General features: G+C 67.8%; 17 protein-coding genes. 3 read left to right on the top strand and 14 right to left on the bottom strand.

Going from position 1 to position 16,583, the window contains the following annotated elements; genetic code table 11:
• Positions 1-13: 13 nt before the first annotated feature.
• Positions 14-1,510, bottom strand: a complete 1,497-nt coding sequence (locus IV501_RS07875) for an SDR family oxidoreductase (RefSeq protein WP_372430745.1) — start codon at positions 1,508-1,510, stop codon at positions 14-16.
• A gap of 161 nt (positions 1,511-1,671) precedes the next feature.
• Entirely contained in the window at positions 1,672-2,175 is a 504-nt protein-coding gene (locus IV501_RS07870; RefSeq protein ID WP_200555920.1) for an SRPBCC domain-containing protein, read from the bottom strand.
• 41 nt (positions 2,176-2,216) lie between these two features.
• Between IV501_RS07870 and IV501_RS07865 the strand changes: the two genes are divergently transcribed.
• Positions 2,217-3,164, top strand: coding sequence for an ROK family protein (locus IV501_RS07865; protein ID WP_200555918.1), 948 nt, complete (start codon positions 2,217-2,219; stop codon positions 3,162-3,164).
• Positions 3,165-3,189: 25 nt separating this feature from the next.
• Here IV501_RS07865 and IV501_RS07860 read toward each other — a convergent pair whose 3' ends face one another.
• The 5 genes from IV501_RS07860 to IV501_RS16125 are packed head-to-tail and all read right to left on the bottom strand — an operon-like array spanning position 3,190 to position 6,632.
• Positions 3,190-4,128 (bottom strand): bifunctional riboflavin kinase/FAD synthetase, encoded by a 939-nt coding sequence (locus IV501_RS07860; RefSeq protein ID WP_200555917.1) that lies wholly within the window; start codon positions 4,126-4,128, stop codon positions 3,190-3,192.
• 1 nt (position 4,129) lies between these two features.
• The gene (locus IV501_RS07855; protein ID WP_200555915.1) at positions 4,130-4,591 is read right to left on the bottom strand and encodes a hypothetical protein; all 462 of its coding nucleotides are present in this window, start codon (positions 4,589-4,591) and stop codon (positions 4,130-4,132) included.
• A 43-nt stretch (positions 4,592-4,634) separates the two neighbouring features.
• A complete protein-coding gene (locus IV501_RS07850; RefSeq protein ID WP_200555913.1) occupies positions 4,635-5,003 on the bottom strand; it encodes a hypothetical protein in 369 nt (122 codons plus the stop codon).
• Complete coding sequence (truB, locus tag IV501_RS07845) at positions 5,000-5,965, bottom strand: tRNA pseudouridine(55) synthase TruB (RefSeq protein ID WP_307812233.1); 966 nt, start codon at positions 5,963-5,965, stop codon at positions 5,000-5,002. Before truB ends, IV501_RS07850 begins: the two co-directional genes overlap by 4 nt.
• 55 nt (positions 5,966-6,020) lie before the next feature.
• The gene (locus tag IV501_RS16125; protein WP_234698358.1) at positions 6,021-6,632 is read right to left on the bottom strand and encodes a nucleoside/nucleotide kinase family protein; all 612 of its coding nucleotides are present in this window, start codon (positions 6,630-6,632) and stop codon (positions 6,021-6,023) included.
• 42 nt (positions 6,633-6,674) lie between these two features.
• Between IV501_RS16125 and IV501_RS07835 the strand changes: the two genes are divergently transcribed.
• Positions 6,675-7,559, top strand: a complete 885-nt coding sequence (locus IV501_RS07835) for an iron-sulfur binding domain-containing protein (RefSeq protein ID WP_307812232.1) — start codon at positions 6,675-6,677, stop codon at positions 7,557-7,559.
• Between the two features lie 13 nt (positions 7,560-7,572).
• On the opposite strand, the gene IV501_RS07830 is transcribed toward IV501_RS07835, so the two are convergent.
• Positions 7,573-8,100: a GNAT family N-acetyltransferase gene (locus tag IV501_RS07830; RefSeq protein ID WP_200555907.1), complete on the bottom strand. Its 528-nt coding sequence runs from the start codon at positions 8,098-8,100 to the stop codon at positions 7,573-7,575.
• Between the two features lie 189 nt (positions 8,101-8,289).
• Between IV501_RS07830 and IV501_RS07825 the strand changes: the two genes are divergently transcribed.
• Positions 8,290-9,168, top strand: coding sequence for an Fpg/Nei family DNA glycosylase (locus tag IV501_RS07825; RefSeq protein WP_200555905.1), 879 nt, complete (start codon positions 8,290-8,292; stop codon positions 9,166-9,168).
• Positions 9,169-9,342: 174 nt separating this feature from the next.
• Here the strand turns inward: IV501_RS07825 and IV501_RS07820 are convergent, their stop codons facing one another.
• The 6 genes from IV501_RS07820 to IV501_RS07795 form a co-directional block, all read right to left on the bottom strand.
• Entirely contained in the window at positions 9,343-9,702 is a 360-nt protein-coding gene (locus IV501_RS07820) for a hypothetical protein (protein ID WP_200555903.1), read from the bottom strand.
• 130 nt (positions 9,703-9,832) lie between these two features.
• Entirely contained in the window at positions 9,833-10,276 is a 444-nt protein-coding gene (gene rbfA, locus IV501_RS07815) for a 30S ribosome-binding factor RbfA (RefSeq protein WP_200555901.1), read from the bottom strand.
• A gap of 88 nt (positions 10,277-10,364) precedes the next feature.
• Complete coding sequence (gene infB / locus IV501_RS07810) at positions 10,365-13,085, bottom strand: translation initiation factor IF-2 (protein WP_200555899.1); 2,721 nt, start codon at positions 13,083-13,085, stop codon at positions 10,365-10,367.
• A gap of 198 nt (positions 13,086-13,283) precedes the next feature.
• Complete coding sequence (locus tag IV501_RS07805; protein ID WP_200555897.1) at positions 13,284-13,544, bottom strand: YlxR family protein; 261 nt, start codon at positions 13,542-13,544, stop codon at positions 13,284-13,286.
• 64 nt (positions 13,545-13,608) lie between these two features.
• The gene (gene nusA / locus IV501_RS07800) at positions 13,609-14,622 is read right to left on the bottom strand and encodes a transcription termination factor NusA (protein WP_200555895.1); all 1,014 of its coding nucleotides are present in this window, start codon (positions 14,620-14,622) and stop codon (positions 13,609-13,611) included.
• Between the two features lie 181 nt (positions 14,623-14,803).
• Positions 14,804-16,576 carry a proline--tRNA ligase gene (locus tag IV501_RS07795; RefSeq protein WP_200555893.1) on the bottom strand — a complete coding sequence of 591 codons (1,773 nt, stop codon included), beginning with the start codon at positions 16,574-16,576 and terminating at the stop codon, positions 14,804-14,806.
• Between the last annotated feature and the right edge of the window lie 7 nt (positions 16,577-16,583).

Here is a 16,583-nt window from a genome sequence, read left to right as displayed (position 1 = left end):
GCTCCACCGTCGCTCAGGCGGCTGCCGAAGCATCCGCTTGCTCACGTCGGGTGGAGCCCTGGGTGACGGCGGTCTCGGTGATCTCGTTGGCCATCCCGTTGAAGATGATTCCGTGGAACGGCAGGATGCTGAACCAGTACAGTCGACCGCTCAGGCCCTTCGGAAAGAACACCGCACGCTGGCGGTAGAGCGAGCCGTCGCCGTCCGGCGTCACGCTCATCTCGAGCCACGCTGAGCCCGGAACCTTCATCTCGGCGCGCAGCCGCAACGAACTGCCACGGTTGATGTCCTCCACCCGCCAGAAGTCGAGCGCATCGCCCGCCGCGAGGTGATCGGGGTTGCGACGGCCACGGCGCAGCCCCACCCCGCCAACGACCTTGTCGGCCCACCCGCGCAGCGCCCAGGCCAGCGGGAAGGAGTACCAGCCGTTCTGCCCGCCGATGCCCTCGATCACCCGCCAGACGTCGCCGGGGGCAGCGGATGTGTGCCGCTCCCGCACATCGGTGAACACGGTGTGGCCGCTCCAGTTGGGGTCGCTCGGGAGCGGATCGCTCGGGGCACCGCGCACGGCCGAATCCTGCCAGCTGGTCTCGACCTCGCCCGCCTTCATCTTGTCGAGGGCCAGGCGCACCGCGCGGCGGTAGCCGGTGAGCCCGCCATCGGGGTCGGGGATGTATTTCTCGATGTCGTGCTCGTGCACCACGCAGTCGTACTGCAGCGAGGCGATGATCGGCACGGCGAGCGCTCGGGGAATGGGGGTGACCAGGTTCACCCACTGCGATGCGAGCCACGGGGTAAGCACCGGAAGCGGCGCGATCGGGCGCTGGTGAAGACCAGCCTCTACCGCGTATCCGTTCATCATCTGTCCGTAGCGCAGCACGTCTGGACCGCCGATGTCGAAGGTTCGATTCACCTCGTCGGGCAGCTCGGCGCAGGCGACGAGGTAATAGAGCACGTCGCGCACGGCGATCGGCTGGATGAAGTTGCGCACCCAGCGCGGGGCCGGCATGTACGGCAGCACGTCAGTGAGGTGCCGCACCATCTCGAACGAGGTGGAGCCGGAACCGATCACGACGCCCGCCTGCAGCGCCACCGTCGGTACCCCGGATTCGAGCAGGATGCGCCCGACCTCGGCCCGAGAGCGCAGGTGCGGCGAGAGCTCACCGTCGGGGTGAAGGCCGCCGAGGTACACGATGCGACGGATGTTCGCCGCTTTCGCCGCCGTCGCCACGTTCGTCGCGGCGCGGCGCTCGGTCGCCTCGAACCCGAGCTGCCCGGAGCTGTGCTTGGCGCCCATCGAGTGCACCAGGTAGTAAAGCACCTCGACGCCGTCGAACGCCGAGGCGAGGGTCTCGAATCTGTCCAGATCTCCCACGGAGACCTCGACATCCGCCGCCCACGGCACGTCGGCAAGTCTTCCCGCATCGCGCACCAAAACGCGCACGTCGTAGCCGGCGTCGAGCAATCGAGGAACCAGTCGTCCACCGATGTATCCCGTTGCGCCGGTCACCAGTACTTTTCGCCCTGTGGCATTTCGACCCATGCGCCGAAACGTACTCGGGTTCTACTGGTCGAACGGCTTTCTGCCGCGTCTTCTCAGCTTCTGCCCGTAGATGCCACCGACCAGGCCGATGAGCATCATCGCGCCGCCGATCACGAAACCGATCACCATCAGTTGCTCGCCCTCGTCGCGGCCTCGGAGCTGTCGCTCGGCCCATTGTTCTGGCGGGCGCTCGGCCCATCGTTCCGGCCGACGCTCTGCCCATCGCTCTGGCCGTCGCTCGGCCGACCGTGCAGCAGTTGCTCGAGACGCTCGAGCGCGTCGTTCCAGGTCTCGATCGAGGCGACGGATGCGGCGGCCTCCACCGTCAGAGCCGTCCAGCTGCCGCGCAGTCCCCCGCTGTGCTCCTTGAGTCGAAGGGCGACGGAACCACGCTCGCTGTCCACGCAGAGCACCTCGGCCTCCACGAACTCGGTGATGGTCCCCCGGATCTCGGTGCCGTCCTGCCGTCGCAGAACGACCTGCATCTCATCGTCGATGGACGTCTCGGCCAACCAGCCGGCGAGCAGTTCTGGATCGACCAGGGCAGGCCAGACCACACCGGGCGGCAGGTCGAGATCGCGTCGGATCGTGACCCGGGGCAGGGCAGGCGCGGAGGGCTCGGGTCGGGTCATGGCGCAACTGTAGCTCGGCCGGATTCCCATAGGCTGATGACATGACGATTTCGACGGGGCAGCAGTATGCCCTCGCAATCGACCTGGGCGGAACGAAGGTCGAGGCCGCTCTCGTCGATCCCACCGGTGCCGTATACGCCCCCAGCCGCTTCCGTGCGGCTACCGGACCGCAGAAGAGCTCGGACGAGTTGGCGCTCGCCGTCGATGAGGTTCTCGCGCTCGCGCTAGCCGCGCTCCCGGCCGATGCACAACTGCTCGGCGTCGGCATCGGTTCGGCTGGCCCGATCAACGAGGCCGAGGGCAAGGTCTCGCCGTTGAACCTGCCGGTATGGCGCGAGTATCCGCTGCGCGATCAGGTCGTGGCATCCGTTCCGGACGGCACCCCGGTGACCCTGCGCATGGACGGCATCTGCATCACCCTCGCCGAGCACTGGGTCGGCGCGGGCAAGGGCTACAACAACGTGATGGGGATGATCGTCTCGACCGGCATCGGCGGCGGCCTCATCCTGGGCGGTGTCACGGTCTCGGGCCCGACCGGAAACGCGGGCCACATCGGACACGTCGAGGTCGCCGGAATGGAAGACCCGTGCCCGTGCGGTGGCGCTGGATGCGTCGAGGCCGTGGCCTCTGGGCCGAACACCGTGCGCTGGGCACGGGAGCACGGCTTCCAGGGCAGCACCGGCGAGGAGCTCGGTGCGGCATACCGCGCGGGCGACCCGGTCGCCATCGCGGCGGTCGAGCACGCCGGGCGTGCCATCGGCCAGGTGATCGCCTCGGCGACGTCACTGGTCGACCTCGACATCGTCGCTATCGGCGGCGGGTTCTCGCACGTCACCCCCGACCTGTTCGACCACATGCGCGCGGCGGTCGCCCGTCGCCGCAACTTCTCGTTCGTGACGAAGGTGAAGATCGTGCCGACCGGGCTCTCGAGCGACGGTCCGCTGATCGGGGCGGCTGCCCTCATCCACCGCTCCGCCGTCGTCGCCTGACGCGACCGCACGGGGCCGAGCCGGGCTACGCCGCGGGCAGGCCCAGGATGTCGCGCACGCGACGCTCGTCGTCGTGCATCTGCACGATCAGCGCATCCACGCCGTCGAACTTGACCATTCCGCGCACGTAGTCGACGAACTGCAGCTCGACGATGTCGCCGTACAGGTCGAGGTCGGCGTCGAGCACGTGTGCCTCCACCTGTTTGGCTGGCACACCGTCGAAAGTCGGGTTGTTGCCGATGGAGACGGCGGAGGGCATCCGCACCCCGTCCAACACCAGGTACGCGGCGTAGACGCCGTCTGCGGGGATCAACCCTTCGTGGTCGGGCGACAGGTTCGCCGTGGGATACCCGAGCTCACGGCCGCGATGCTCCCCGTGCACGACCTCGGCACGCACGGCGGGCAGTCGTCCGAGGAGTTCCCCCGCCTCACGCACCCGTCCGTCGGCAAGCAGTCCGCGCACGAGCGTCGACGACACCGGATGAGCACTGGCCAGCACCTGGTCGATCGACCGCACCTCGAAGCCTCGCTCCGCGCCGAGTTGGGTGAGCAGGGCGACATCCCCGCTGCCGCCATGGCCGAAGCGGAAGTCGGCGCCCACGAATACCACCTGCGCATGCAGGGCGTCGATCAGCACCCGTTGCACGAACTCCACCGGCGACAGCTCGCTGAACTCGCGGGTGAACGGGATGACCACGGTCGCATCCACCCCGGTGGATTCGAGCAGCTCCCGCTTCTGTTCGTTACTCGAAACGGATTCCGGGCACCTGTCCGGTCGGAGCAGGGCAAGCGGATGCCGATCGAAGGTCACGGCCGTCGACACCAGCCCCTGCTCGGCGGCGATATCACGCAGCGCGGCCAGCACCCGGCGATGACCGATGTGCACCCCGTCGAACTTGCCGATGGTGACCGCCGACGGGCCGAAGTCGGCGGGGACCGCAGCGAGGGAATCGAAGAACTGCACCTCAGACCGCCGCGGGACGACGGCGACGCAGGTAGAGCAGGCCGAGCACGGGAAGAACAAGCGGGATCAGCAGATACCCGAGCCCGTACGACGACCAGACCGTGGACGTGCGACCGAACGGGTCGTTGTCGGCCAGCCCGATCAGCCAGGGCGCGAAGGTCGTGATGGTACCGACGATGATCACCCCGGCCAGCTCGAAGCTGATGGTGATCAGGGCGACCCGGTACCAGACCGCGCCGCGGGCGACCAGCGCGACGGTCGCCACGACATAGACCAGGCCCGACAGCGCGGAAAGCGAGAACGCGACCGGTGCCTCGCCGAACCGGTCGATGATCTGGAACACCGAGCGCCCCACCGCGGCGAGCGCCAGGATGCCGTAGATCACGACGAGCACACGCCCGATGCCGGGGGTGCGCGACGGTGTGGGTGAGGAGGCGGTCGCCGCCGGAGTATTGTTGACCATCGCCCTCTAGATTAGGCCACCGGCAGGCTGCATCCGGCCCAGGTCAGGCCGTCTGCACGCTCCAGATCTGGAACATCCGATAGACCATCACGGCAATGGCAAGGCAGGCGACCCCGAGCACGACGGTGCTCCAGCGATTGCGCTCGATCAGCGCCCAGAAGATGGCGGCCGGTACCAGGATGATCGCGGAGATCAGATACACGTAGAACTCGGCGAGATTGCCGGTGGGCGGGTTGCCGACCTCCGGGGCGATGATCGCGACCACCAGTTGCGCGATCAGCAGGAGCTCCACCAGCACGGCCGCGCCGAGGGTGATGTCGTTCGGGCGCTTGCCCGCAAAGCCGAGCACCACGCAGAGGAGGCCGGCGACCACAGCGACTCCGACCTGCAGCCAGGTGAACCACTCGATCATTCGCTGTCCCCCTGGTTGCCTACGTATTCATCGGTCGGGAAGTTGACGATCACCTTGGCATCGCTCCCCCGTCGCTCCACCAGGCCGGCCAGACGACCGTCGCCGGTCACGGCAGCGATCGGGCCATCCCCCAGACCGTCAGGAAGCGGCACCCGCTTGCCGTGCGAGAGGTCGACGGTCTGCTGGGCGGTGGGAGTCCAGGTCGGGTAGAGCAGGGAGGCGACCTCGGCAGGCGCAAGCAGGGCGGCCGCGACATCGAGAACCTCTGCGCTCCCCCGCTCGGGAAGGCTCACGGCCGCCTCGACCGAGAACGGCCCGATGCGGGTGCGGCGGAGTGCCGTGAGGTGGCCGCCGATACCGAGCGCGGCGCCGAGGTCGCGGGCGATGGCGCGGATGTAGGTGCCCGATGAGCACTCGACGCGCACGTCGAGATCCAGATAGCCATCGCCCGCCCGCAGGTCAAGCAGGTCGAGAGCGGAGATCGTGACGGTTCGCGCCTTCAGCTCGACCGTCTCGCCCGCCCGGGCCAGAGTGTACGCGCGCTGCCCGTCGACCTTGATCGCGCTCACGGAGCTCGGTACCTGGCTGATCGTTCCGCGGAAGTCGGCGAGCGCGGTGGCGACGATCTCGGGCGAGATGGCGGCGACCGCTGCCGGGGACGCGACCTCGATCGGTGACCCTTCCGCGTCATCCGTCGTCGTCGACGAGCCGAGGCGAATGGTGGCCAGGTACTCCTTGTCGAGACCGACCACGAAGGTCAGCAGCCGGGTTGAGGAGTTGATGCCGAGCACCAGCAGTCCCGTTGCCATGGGGTCGAGGGTGCCAGCATGCCCGACCTTGCGGGTGCCAGCGGCCTTGCGGGTGCGGGCCACCGCGTCGTGGCTGGTGATGCCGCCTGGCTTGTCGACGAGCAGGATGCCGCTACCGATGTCGAACGGGCGCACGACATACGGCTGGCTCACGCTTGATGTTATCAGTCGCTAACTACCGCACCCGGCGTCGAGTCTGCGGCGCGGGTCAGCAGGAGTCGGCGAACTGGCGGCGGGGCCGCTCGGGGTCGCGGTAGTCCATGATCCCGGTGGCCTTGGCCCGCGGGGCGGCCTGACGCAGGTACAGTTCGTCGGCCTCTGATGCGATGGACGACGACGCAGACTCACCCCCCACCACCCAGATCGAGTAGTTCCACAGCCCGGCGAGCTCGGGACGGTTGAGAAACTGCCCGTCGACGATGAGCGTTGCATCTGGCCCCGCGCTCTGCCATTTGGGCTGCACGGCGGTATCGCGCGCCTCGTCGTAGCCCGAGAGTACGAATCCGGTGCTTCCGGCCGAGCGGAACGGGTCGATAAGCACCCGACGGAACAACGAGTAGTCGTATGCACCCTCGTAGTAGGCGGCAGCGGTCTCCGTTCCGCGCTCGGCACGGGACCGATGGAAGTTCGCGAGGGAGGCCCGGAAGACCTTACGACCGCCGTCGGTGAAGGTGGAGGCCAGGTCATCCGCCAGCCCTGCCGCGCCCGAGGAGACATCGCCGTCAAGGGCGATGATCACCCGGCCGGAAGAATAGTTGTGCAGGATCTCCTGGGCGAGTGCGTCGAGGACGTCTTTCTTTGCGGGTTGCCAGCGTGCCATGGCCTCAGCGTAACCCCGCACGCTGATCGTAGAGTTGTTCGGGTGCCAGCGCCCGATGAGTCCCTCGCTCTGACCGTGAACGAGTGGTTCCGGGCAACCGGTCGCGACCTGCCCTGGCGGCGGCCCGGTTTTGGCGCGTGGGGGGTGCTGGTGAGCGAGGTGATGCTGCAGCAGACTCCGGTGGCCAGGGTCATCCCGCGCCTGGCCGAATGGCTGGAGCGCTGGCCCACCCCCGCTGACCTCGCCGCCGTGCCAGCGGGCGAGGCGGTGCGGGCCTGGAATCGGCTCGGCTACCCCCGACGCGCGCTCAACCTGCACGCGGCCGCCGTCGCCATCGCCGAAGTGCACGGAAACGTGGTGCCGACCGACCTCCGCGACCTGCTGGCCCTACCGGGGATCGGGGACTACACCGCTCGCGCCGTCGCGGTCTTCGCACACGGCCAGCGGCATCCGGTGGTCGACATCAACGTGCGGCGGGTACTCGCCCGCGCGGTCGATGGGCAGGCCGAGCCCGGACCGCCGTCGACCACGCGGGACCTCGCGGCGATGGATGATCTCCTCCCGCTCGACGACGCGGAGGCCAGGGTCACCAACGCCGCCGTCATGGAACTCGGCGCCATCGTCTGCACGGCCCGCGCGCCGCGCTGCGACGACTGCCCGATTCGCGATCGCTGCCGCTGGCGGGCGGAGGGCTATCCGGACTATGAGGGCCCGCGCGCGGCAAAGCAGAAGAAATTCGAGGGCTCCGACCGGCAGGTGCGCGGCCTCATCCTCGCCGAGCTTCGGGCATCCGACGTGCCGGTGAGCCAGCGCGAGATCGACGCCGTCTGGCCCGACGACGTGCAGCGTGCCCGCGCCCTGCTCGGGCTGCTCGCCGACGGGCTGGCGGTCGGCACCCCCGACGACGGATACGAGCTGCCGAGTTAGCCGTATCGCCCGGTCAGACGGTGACCCGATGCGTCAGTTCGCCCACCCAGCGACGGATGCCCGTGCCGCCAGCATGCGGCCGAAGCACCGGGTTGCTCGGCTCCCCCTCGCCCTCCACGGGTGCAAAGCCGAGCGTCCACAGCAGCCGCTCCCCCGGTAACCAGCCGCTCGGACATCCGGCGTGCACGGTCGTGATCCCCTCGGCCACCGCGCGCTCAACCACGAGGGCGGCGACGGGCACCCCGTGCCCCCGCAGCGACGAGGTGGGGTCGATCGCGAACATCCCGATCGATGCCGCGCCGAGCTCGGGGTAGTCCAGAACCGCGTCGAGAACGCCGGCCACCTCATGATCGGACTCGATCACGAAGAGACGCTTCTGCCCCTCGGTCGCCCCGTCCGGGACGGAATAGAACCGATTGCGAACGTCGGCCGCTGGAGTCGCTGCTCCGGCCGTGAGTGTCAGGTACTGTGGTCGCGCCTCGAGGATGCGCAGCACAGCAGCGTCGTCGCGAGGCTCGAGAGGTCGCAGACCGATGAACATCGGCGAGGTCCTTCCGTCGGGTGCCCACAGCGTAGTGCGGCGGTTGGGGCGTGCCAAGACAGACCGGTCGTTCCGCCGCGCCCGTTGTTCCGTCACGCTAGTTGTTCCGCAGCTCTAGTTGTTCCGCAGCTCTAGGTGTTCCGCAGCTCGGGGCTATCGGATGGGTGCCGTCGAGCGGACACTGATGCCATGCCCGAACTGCCAGAAGTCCACGCCCTGGCCAGCGACCTCCGCGCGCGGTTGGTCGGACACCGGGTCGCGCGGCTCGATATCGTGTCGTTCGCCGCGCTGAAGACCTTCGACCCGCCGGTCTCCGCCCTCGCCGGCGAGACCATCACGGCGGTCGACCGGCACGGCAAGTTCCTCGACCTCAGCGTGGGCGACGCGCACGTGGTTCTGCACCTGGCCCGCGCGGGCTGGGTGCGCTGGCGGGACGGCCCGCCCGCACCACTCAGAGGCACGGGCAAGGGACCGATGGCTGCGCGGCTCGTGATGGCGGGCGATGAGACCCTGACAGACGGCGCCGGTCTCGACATCACCGAGGCTGGGACGAAGAAGAGCCTGGCGATCTGGCTGGTGCGAGACCCGCGAGAGGTGCCCGGGATCGCGCGACTCGGCCCGGACCCGCTCGGGGCGACCTTCGACGAGGCGGCTTTTGCGGACATCCTGTCGGCTCAGGGTCGCGCGCAGATCAAGGGGGTGCTGCGCAATCAGTCGGTGATCGCCGGCATCGGTAACGCCTACTCCGACGAGATCCTGCACGTGGCACGGATGTCGCCCTTCGCCCCGGCGTCGATGCCGCCCCAGCGGGTGGCGGCCCTGTACGACGCCATGCAGGTCACCCTCGCCGACGCCGTCGCCCGGGCCGACGGGCTCGCCGCCGCAGATCTCAAGCGGGAGAAGAAGAGCAACCTGCGCGTGCACGGACGCGCCGGGGAGGCCTGCCCGGTGTGCGGCGACGTCGTGCGGCAGGTGAAGTTCGCCGACTCGACGCTCGAATACTGCGCCACCTGTCAGACCGGTGGCAAGCCTCTCGCCGATCGGGTGCTGTCGCGACTGCTGAAATAGCGCTCGACCCGAGGGTCGCTGCTCCGATAAACGCTGCTCCGATAGCCGCGGCTCCGTCAAGCGCTGCTCCGATAACACGTGATCCGTCAACAGGATGCAATCGCCGAATCGTCCGTCAACAGGACAGATTCGGCAATGCCGAGCACCCCATCCTGTTGGCTGCAGGGCGTGCCACTACCGCCGCCGACCCGCCGCCCACCAGATCAGGCCAGCGAGCACGGTTACACCGACGATCGCGACAGGGAGGGCGCGGCTCTTCAGTTGCAGCCCGTGTTCACGCTGCCAGGGCACGGCGGCCGTCGCCCGGCTGGCCATGACCGAATTGCGCGCCTGCGACGACAAAGCCGACCCGCGAGAGAGCCAGGACCAGGCAGACAGCACGGACGCCGCCGAGAAGGCGGAGCCGATCGACGCGAATGACCCGACAGATCCGATCGAGAGGAACGAGCCCGTCGACCCGATCGAGAGAACCGACTCGGTCGACCCGATGGAAAGGAGGGAGTTACGCGACGCGAGAGAGAGACGGGAGGTCATGCGCACAGTATGCGCGCATGACGTCAGGCTCACTACGGGACGGCCTCGATACGCGTCCTCGCGCGGCGCTCGGGCGCTACTCGACCAACGAAGGTAACCTCGCGCGGGCGTTACTCGACCAGCGGAGCTGCTAGTCCTCGTCGTCCTCATCGAGGATCCGCGGCTTGACATACGGGTCGGCATCGCCGGCGTAGGTCGCGGTGCTCTTCAGTCCCTCGATCTCGCTGTCACGACTCGCTGCCTCGGCAAGCAGAGCCTCGATGTGCTGGGCGTTCTCCGGCACGGCATCGGCGATGAACTCGAGCGACGGGGTGAGCCGCGCCGTGATGTTCTTACCGACCTCGCTGCGGAGCATCCCGGTGGCCGATTTGAGGGCAGCGGCGGAGTCCGCTCGCTCCTCGTCGGTGCCGTAGACCGTGTAGAAGATCGACGCGTGCTGAAGATCTCCGGTGACGCGGACATCCGTGATCGTCACGAAACCGAGGCGCGGGTCTTTGAGGCCGCGTTCGAGGGTTTTGGCGACGATGACCTTGATGCGGTCCGCCATCTTGGCGGCGCGAGCGGGGTCGGCCATGGTGTTACTCCTTCATGCAAAAAGATGCGGCGAGGCCTGCCGGAAAGCAGGAATGCTTTCCGGCAGGCCTCGGGCGCCTGGATTCAGACTAGACGCGCGGCTTTTCCTTGAGCTCGATCGTCTCGATCTCGTCGCCGATCTGGATGTCGTTGAACTTGCCGAGACCGATACCGGCCTCGAAGTCCGTACGAACCTCGGTGACATCGTCCTTGAAACGACGGAGCGACTCGATCGCGAGGCTGTCGCCGACGACGACGCCATCGCGGATGACGCGTGCCTTCGCGTTCCTCGTGATCGTTCCGCTGCGCACGATGACACCGGCGATGTTTCCGAACTTGGAAGAACGGAAGATCTCGCGGATCTCGGCCACACCGGACTGCACCTCTTCGAACTCGGGCTTGAGCATTCCCTTGAGGGCGTTCTCCACGTCCTCGAGCGCCGAGTAGATAACCGAGTAGAAACGCACGTCGACACCCTCGCGGGCCGCACGCTCGCGGGCCTTCGGGTCGGGGCGCACGTTGAACCCGATGATGATCGCGTTGTCGACGGTGGCGAGGTTGACGTCGCTCTCCGTGACAGCACCGACACCGCGGTGGATGATGCGCAGCTGCACGCTCTCGTCGACCTCGATCTTGAGCAGCGACTCCTCGAGCGCCTCGACGGCACCGGAGACGTCACCCTTGATGATGAGGTTGAGCGACTCGACCTTGCCGTCTTCGAGGGCCTTGGTGAAGTCCTCGAGGCTGATGCGCTTGCGGCTACGGGCCAGCAGGGCGTTGCGCTCCACTGCCTCGCGCTTCTCGGCGATCTGGCGGGCAGTGCGATCGTCGTCGGTGACCAGGAAGGTGTCACCGGCGCGAGGCACCGAGGTGAGTCCGAGCACGGAGACCGGACGGGCGGGCGTCGCCTGGGTGACGGCGGTGCCGTTCTCGTCGAACATCGCACGAACGCGGCCGTAAGCGGTACCGGCGACGATCGCGTTGCCGACCTCGAGGGTTCCCGACTGGATGAGCACGGTCGCGACCGCACCACGTCCCTTGTCGAGCTTGGCCTCGATGGCGACGCCGCGGGCATCCTTGTTCGGGTTGGCGCGCATGTCCAGGCCGGCGTCTGCGGTCAGCAGCACGGCATCCAGAAGCTCGGGGATACCGATCTTGTTGAGCGCCGAGACGTCGATGAACATCGTGTCTCCGCCGTACTCTTCCGCGACCAGACCGAACTCGGTGAGTTGCTGGCGCACCTTGGCGGGGTTAGCCCCCTCCTTGTCGATCTTGTTGACCGCGACCACGATCGGCACGTTGGCCGCCTGGGCGTGGTTCAAGGCCTCGACGGTCTGCGGCATGATGCCGTCATCCGCCGCGACCACGAGGATCGCAATGTCGGTGACCTGCGCACCACGAGCACGCATGGCGGTGAACGCCTCGTGACCCGGGGTGTCGATGAAGGTGATGGCGCGCTCGATGCCCTCGTGCTCGGTGAGCACCTGGTATGCACCGATGTGCTGGGTGATGCCACCGGCCTCGCCGGCGACGACGTTGGCGTTACGGATCGCGTCGAGAAGGCGCGTCTTACCGTGGTCGACGTGACCCATGACGGTGACCACGGGCGGACGGGCGACGAGGTCTTCGTCGGTCTCGTCTTCGAGCTCCTGGTCGAGGTCGAGGTCGAATCCGGCGAGCAGCTCGCGGTCCTCATCCTCCGGCGACACCATCTCGATCTTGAAGCCGAGCTCGGCTCCCAGGATCTCGAAGGTCGCCTCGTCGAGCGACTCGGTAGCGGTGGCCATCTGTCCCAGGTGGAACAGCACGGTCACCAGGTTGCCGGGGCTCGTATCGATCTTGTCGGCGAAGTCCGTGATCGACGCGCCACGACGCATCCGCACGACGGTCGAGCCGTCACCACGGGGAACGCTGACGCCACCGAGCGACGGAGCCTCGCGCAGTTCGAATTCTGCTCTCTTCGTGCGCTTCGACTTGCGGGCCTTGCTCTTTCCGCCACCGCGACCGAAGGCACCAGCGGTACCACCGCCGGGACCACGGCCACGACCGCCGCCGCCTGCGGGGCGGTTCGGGCCGAAGTTCGAGCCGGGTGCACCGGCAGGCGCACCACCGGGGCGGAAGCCACCACCGGCACCCGCGGGACGCGGGCCACCGGGGCGGAAGCCACCACCGGCACCGGCCGGACGCTGGCCGAAGCCACCGGGGCGCTGGCCCTGGCCGGGACCACCAGGGCGCGGGGCGCCGGGGCGAGGAGCAGACGGACGCGGGATGCCCGTGGGCGACGCAGCCGGGCGGGTGTTCATGCCCTGGGTGCTCGCGTATGGGTTATTGCCGGGGCGCGGAGCACCGGGGCGCTGCATTCCCTGGGTGCTCGCGAACGGGTTGTTGCCCGGGCGGGCTCCCGGACGCGGGATGGCCGACGGGGTGTCACCGGATGCCGCGGCAGGAGCCGGGGCGGCGGGCGTCGTCGGCGTAGCCGGGGCGGCGGCGGCAGCGGGAGCCGGCGCAGCGGGTGCCTCAGCGACCGGTGCGGGGGTGGGCGCCGGGGCGGCGGGAGCAGGGGCAGCGGGAGCAGGCGCAGCGGGAGCAGGCGCGGCCGGGGCTGCTGCTGCCTTCGGCGCCTCGGCGACCTTTTCCGGCGCCTTGATGCCGTCTGCCTCGAGCGCGGCGCGGAGCTTGCGGGCTACCGGCGGTTCGATACTGGAGGACGGTCCTTTGACGAACTCGCCCATTTCCTTGAGCTTCTCAAGGGCTTTCTTACTGTCAATGCCGAGCTCTGCTGCGATCTCGTGCACGCGTGGTTTAGCCACTGTTCTCCTTAGTCGGGCTGACTCCGACGGAGACAGCCTCAGATGGTGATGGGACTCATTTCGAGCCGCTCATTAGTCGTTGCTCATTAGTTCACTGTCAGCCTGTTCATCGAGGAGCACTGCATCCGTGCTGGATGCTGGCCCCGAAGTAAACACCGCGGAGTGCTCCGACTGGTGGTGGGTGTGCGTTGCGTTGCTTTAGGTGCTGGTGATGCTGGTGTCGATCGCCTGCAGGAGGCTGTCGACATCCATCGATCCCTCGGTTCGAAACGCACGGCCGAAAGCCTTGCGAGTCGTCGCGATGGTGACGCATTCGATGGTGGGGTGCACCCACGCGCCTCGGCCGGGAAGGACTGCGGACTGGTCCGCGATCACCTCGCCGTTTCGCGCAACCACCCGCAGAAGAGCGGATGTGGTGTCGCGCGTGCGGCAGCCGAGACAGGTTCGTACGGGTTCCATTGTATCCCCTCTCCACCTCGGGGCCGTCGGGGTGACCCGACGACCGTCGAAGCGGAGTGAAAAACTAGTCCTGCTCGAGGATCGAGTCGGGCTGGATGTCGATGCGAGCGCCGGTGAGCTTGGCGGCGAGGCGGGCGTTCTGGCCCTCCTTGCCGATCGCCAGCGACAGCTGGTAGTCGGGAACGAGCGCGCGCACCGCCTTGGTGGCAGCGTCGATCACGTACGACGAGCTGACCTTGGCCGGCGACAGCGCGTTGGCCACGAAGGTCGCGAGGTCGGGGCTGTAGTCGACGATGTCGATCTTCTCGTTGTTGAGCTCGGCGGTGACGGCCCGAACGCGCTGGCCGAGTTCGCCGATGCATGCGCCCTTGGCGTTCACGCCGGGCTCGTTCGCTTTGACCGCGATCTTGGTGCGGTGGCCGGCCTCGCGCGCAAGCGACACGATCTCGACCGCGCCGCTGGCGATCTCCGGCACCTCCAGGGCGAAGAGTTTGCGAACGAGCGACGGATGCGTGCGCGACACCGTGATCTGGGGACCCTTGGTGCCCTTACTCACGCTGGTCACGTAGACGCGGATGCGGGAGCCGTGCGAGTAGTCCTCGCCCGGAACCTGCTCCTCTGGCGGCAGGATCGCCTCGATGGTGCCGAGGTCGACGTGGATCATCCGCGGGTTCGGACCCTGCTGGATGACGCCGGCGATGATGTCGCCCTCACGGCCCTTGAACTCGCCGAGCACCTTGTCGTCGCCGATGTCGCGCAGACGCTGGTTGATGACCTGCTTGGCGGCAAAGGCGCCGATGCGGCCAAAGTCTTCGGGGATGTCTTCGGCCTCGCCGATGATGTTGCCATCGTCGTCGCGCTCCGGCACGAAGATGTGCACGGCGCCGGTCTTGCGGTCCAGCTCGACGCGGGCCGGGGCCACACCGTCATGTCCCTCGGCGGGGACGGGGAGCTCCGAAGTCGAGATGTGCTTCAGGTAGGCCGTGAAGATGGCCTGCTCGATGATCACCACGAGTTCTTCGAAGGGGATTTCGCGCTCACGCTCAAGAAGGCGCAGCACACTCAGATCGATTTCCATCGGGTGCCTTTCGATATTCAGTTCGTTTCGTCTCTGCGCGCTGCCCCGCGCATCCGTCTAAGTTACCAGGCCGCGGCAGTGCACTCTTCCCCGGAGACGACGACAGCGCTGCAGTTTGTCATTCCCGCGCCGAATGTAACCGGCGCGCTGATGACAAACTGCAGCGCTGTTGCGCAGGGGGCTAGTAGCGCTCGCGGAGCAGCTCCACGAGGTCGCCGATGGCGACGGGGGTGCGCTCGTTCGTGCGGCGGTCCCACAGCTCGACGTTGCCCTCGGCGAAACCCTTGCCGACGATGACGATGATCGGTACGCCGATAAGCTCGGCGTCACCGAACTTCACCCCGGGCGAGACCTTGGGGCGGTCGTCGAACAGCACGTCGTAGCCGTGCTCCTCGAGGTCGTCGACGAGGGCGCCGGCGGCCTCGTGCACCTCCGCCTCCTTGGTGGCCGCGATGACGTGGATGTCGAACGGCGCGATGTTGCGCGGCCAGATCAGTCCGCGCTCGTCGTTGTTGCTCTCGGCGATGACGGCCATGATGCGCGTGACGCCGATGCCGTATGAGCCCATGGTGACGGTGACGAGCTTGCCGTTCTCATCGAGCACCTTGAGTCCGAGCGCATCCGCGAAGAAGCGGCCGAGCTGGAAGACGTGGCCGATCTCCATGCCACGCGCGAGCTCGACCGGGCCGGAGCCATCGGGAGCCGGGTCGCCCGCGAGCACCTCGGCCACCTCGACGGTGCCGTCGGAGACGAAGTCCCGCCCGGCCACCAGGCCGAAGACGTGCTTGCCGTCGATGTTCGCGCCGGTGATCCAGCCGCTGCCCTCGCTGACCCGCGGGTCGGTGACGAAACGGATGCCCGTGGTCGACTTCTCGCCGAGAACCGCTCCGTCGGCAGACCACGGGCCGATGTAGCCCTTGACCAGTCTGGGATGCTTCGCAATCTCCTCAGCGGATGCCGCGGCCACATCGTTCGGCGAGAACGCGACCTCCGCGCGCTTCATGTCGACCTCGCGGTCGCCGGGCACGCCGACTATGACGAGTTCTTTCTCACCCTCGGGACTGGTGAGCGACAGCACGATGTTCTTGAGGGTGTCGGCAGCGGTCCAGAGTCGCCCGTCCGGTCTCGGGTGCTTCTCGTTCGCGACATCCACCAGCGTCTGGATCGTGGGTGTGTTGGGGGTCTCCAGAACCTCGGGCGGGGTGAGCCGCTCGAAGGAGCGCGGCGCGGGCGCCTCGGTGCGGAACGCCTCGACGTTCGCCGCATAGCCGCCGGCACTACGCACGAAGGTGTCCTCACCGACCGGGGTGGGGTGCAGGAATTCCTCGCTGCGGGCGCCACCCATCAGACCGGAGTCAGCGTTGACGATCACGTAGTCGAGACCGAGTCGCTGGAAGATTCGCTCGTAGGCGTCACGCTGCTTCTGGTACGAGACGTCGAGTCCGGCATCCGTGTAGTCGAACGAGTACGCGTCTTTCATGGTGAACTCGCGGCCACGCAGGAGGCCGGCCCGCGGGCGCGCCTCGTCGCGGTACTTGTCCTGAATCTGGTAGATCGCCAGCGGCAGGTCTTTGTAGCTCGAGTACAGGTCTTTCACCAGCAGGGTGAAGACCTCCTCGTGCGTCGGCGCGAGCAGATAGTCGGCGCCCTTGCGGTCTTTCAGACGGAAGATGCCGTCGCCGTACTTGGTCCAGCGACCGCTTTCCTCGTACGGTTCCCGCGGCAGCAGCGCCGGGAAGTGCACCTCCTGCCCGCCGATGTTGTCCATCTCCTGACGGATGATGGCCTCGATCTTGCGGCGCACCTTCAGCCCGAGCGGCAGCCAGGCGAAGACGCCAGGAGCCTGACGACGGATGTAGCCAGCCCGCACCAACAGGCGGTGGCTGGTGACCTCGGCGTCGGCCGGGTCGTCACGGAGCGTACGGACGAAGAGTTGCGAAAGGCGTGTAGACACCCCCCGA

Source organism: Lacisediminihabitans changchengi, assembly GCF_016634425.1.
Lineage (GTDB): Bacteria > Actinomycetota > Actinomycetes > Actinomycetales > Microbacteriaceae > Lacisediminihabitans > Lacisediminihabitans changchengi.
Note: the sequence above shows the minus strand (reverse complement) of the source record. Positions and strands in the feature narration are given on the sequence as shown.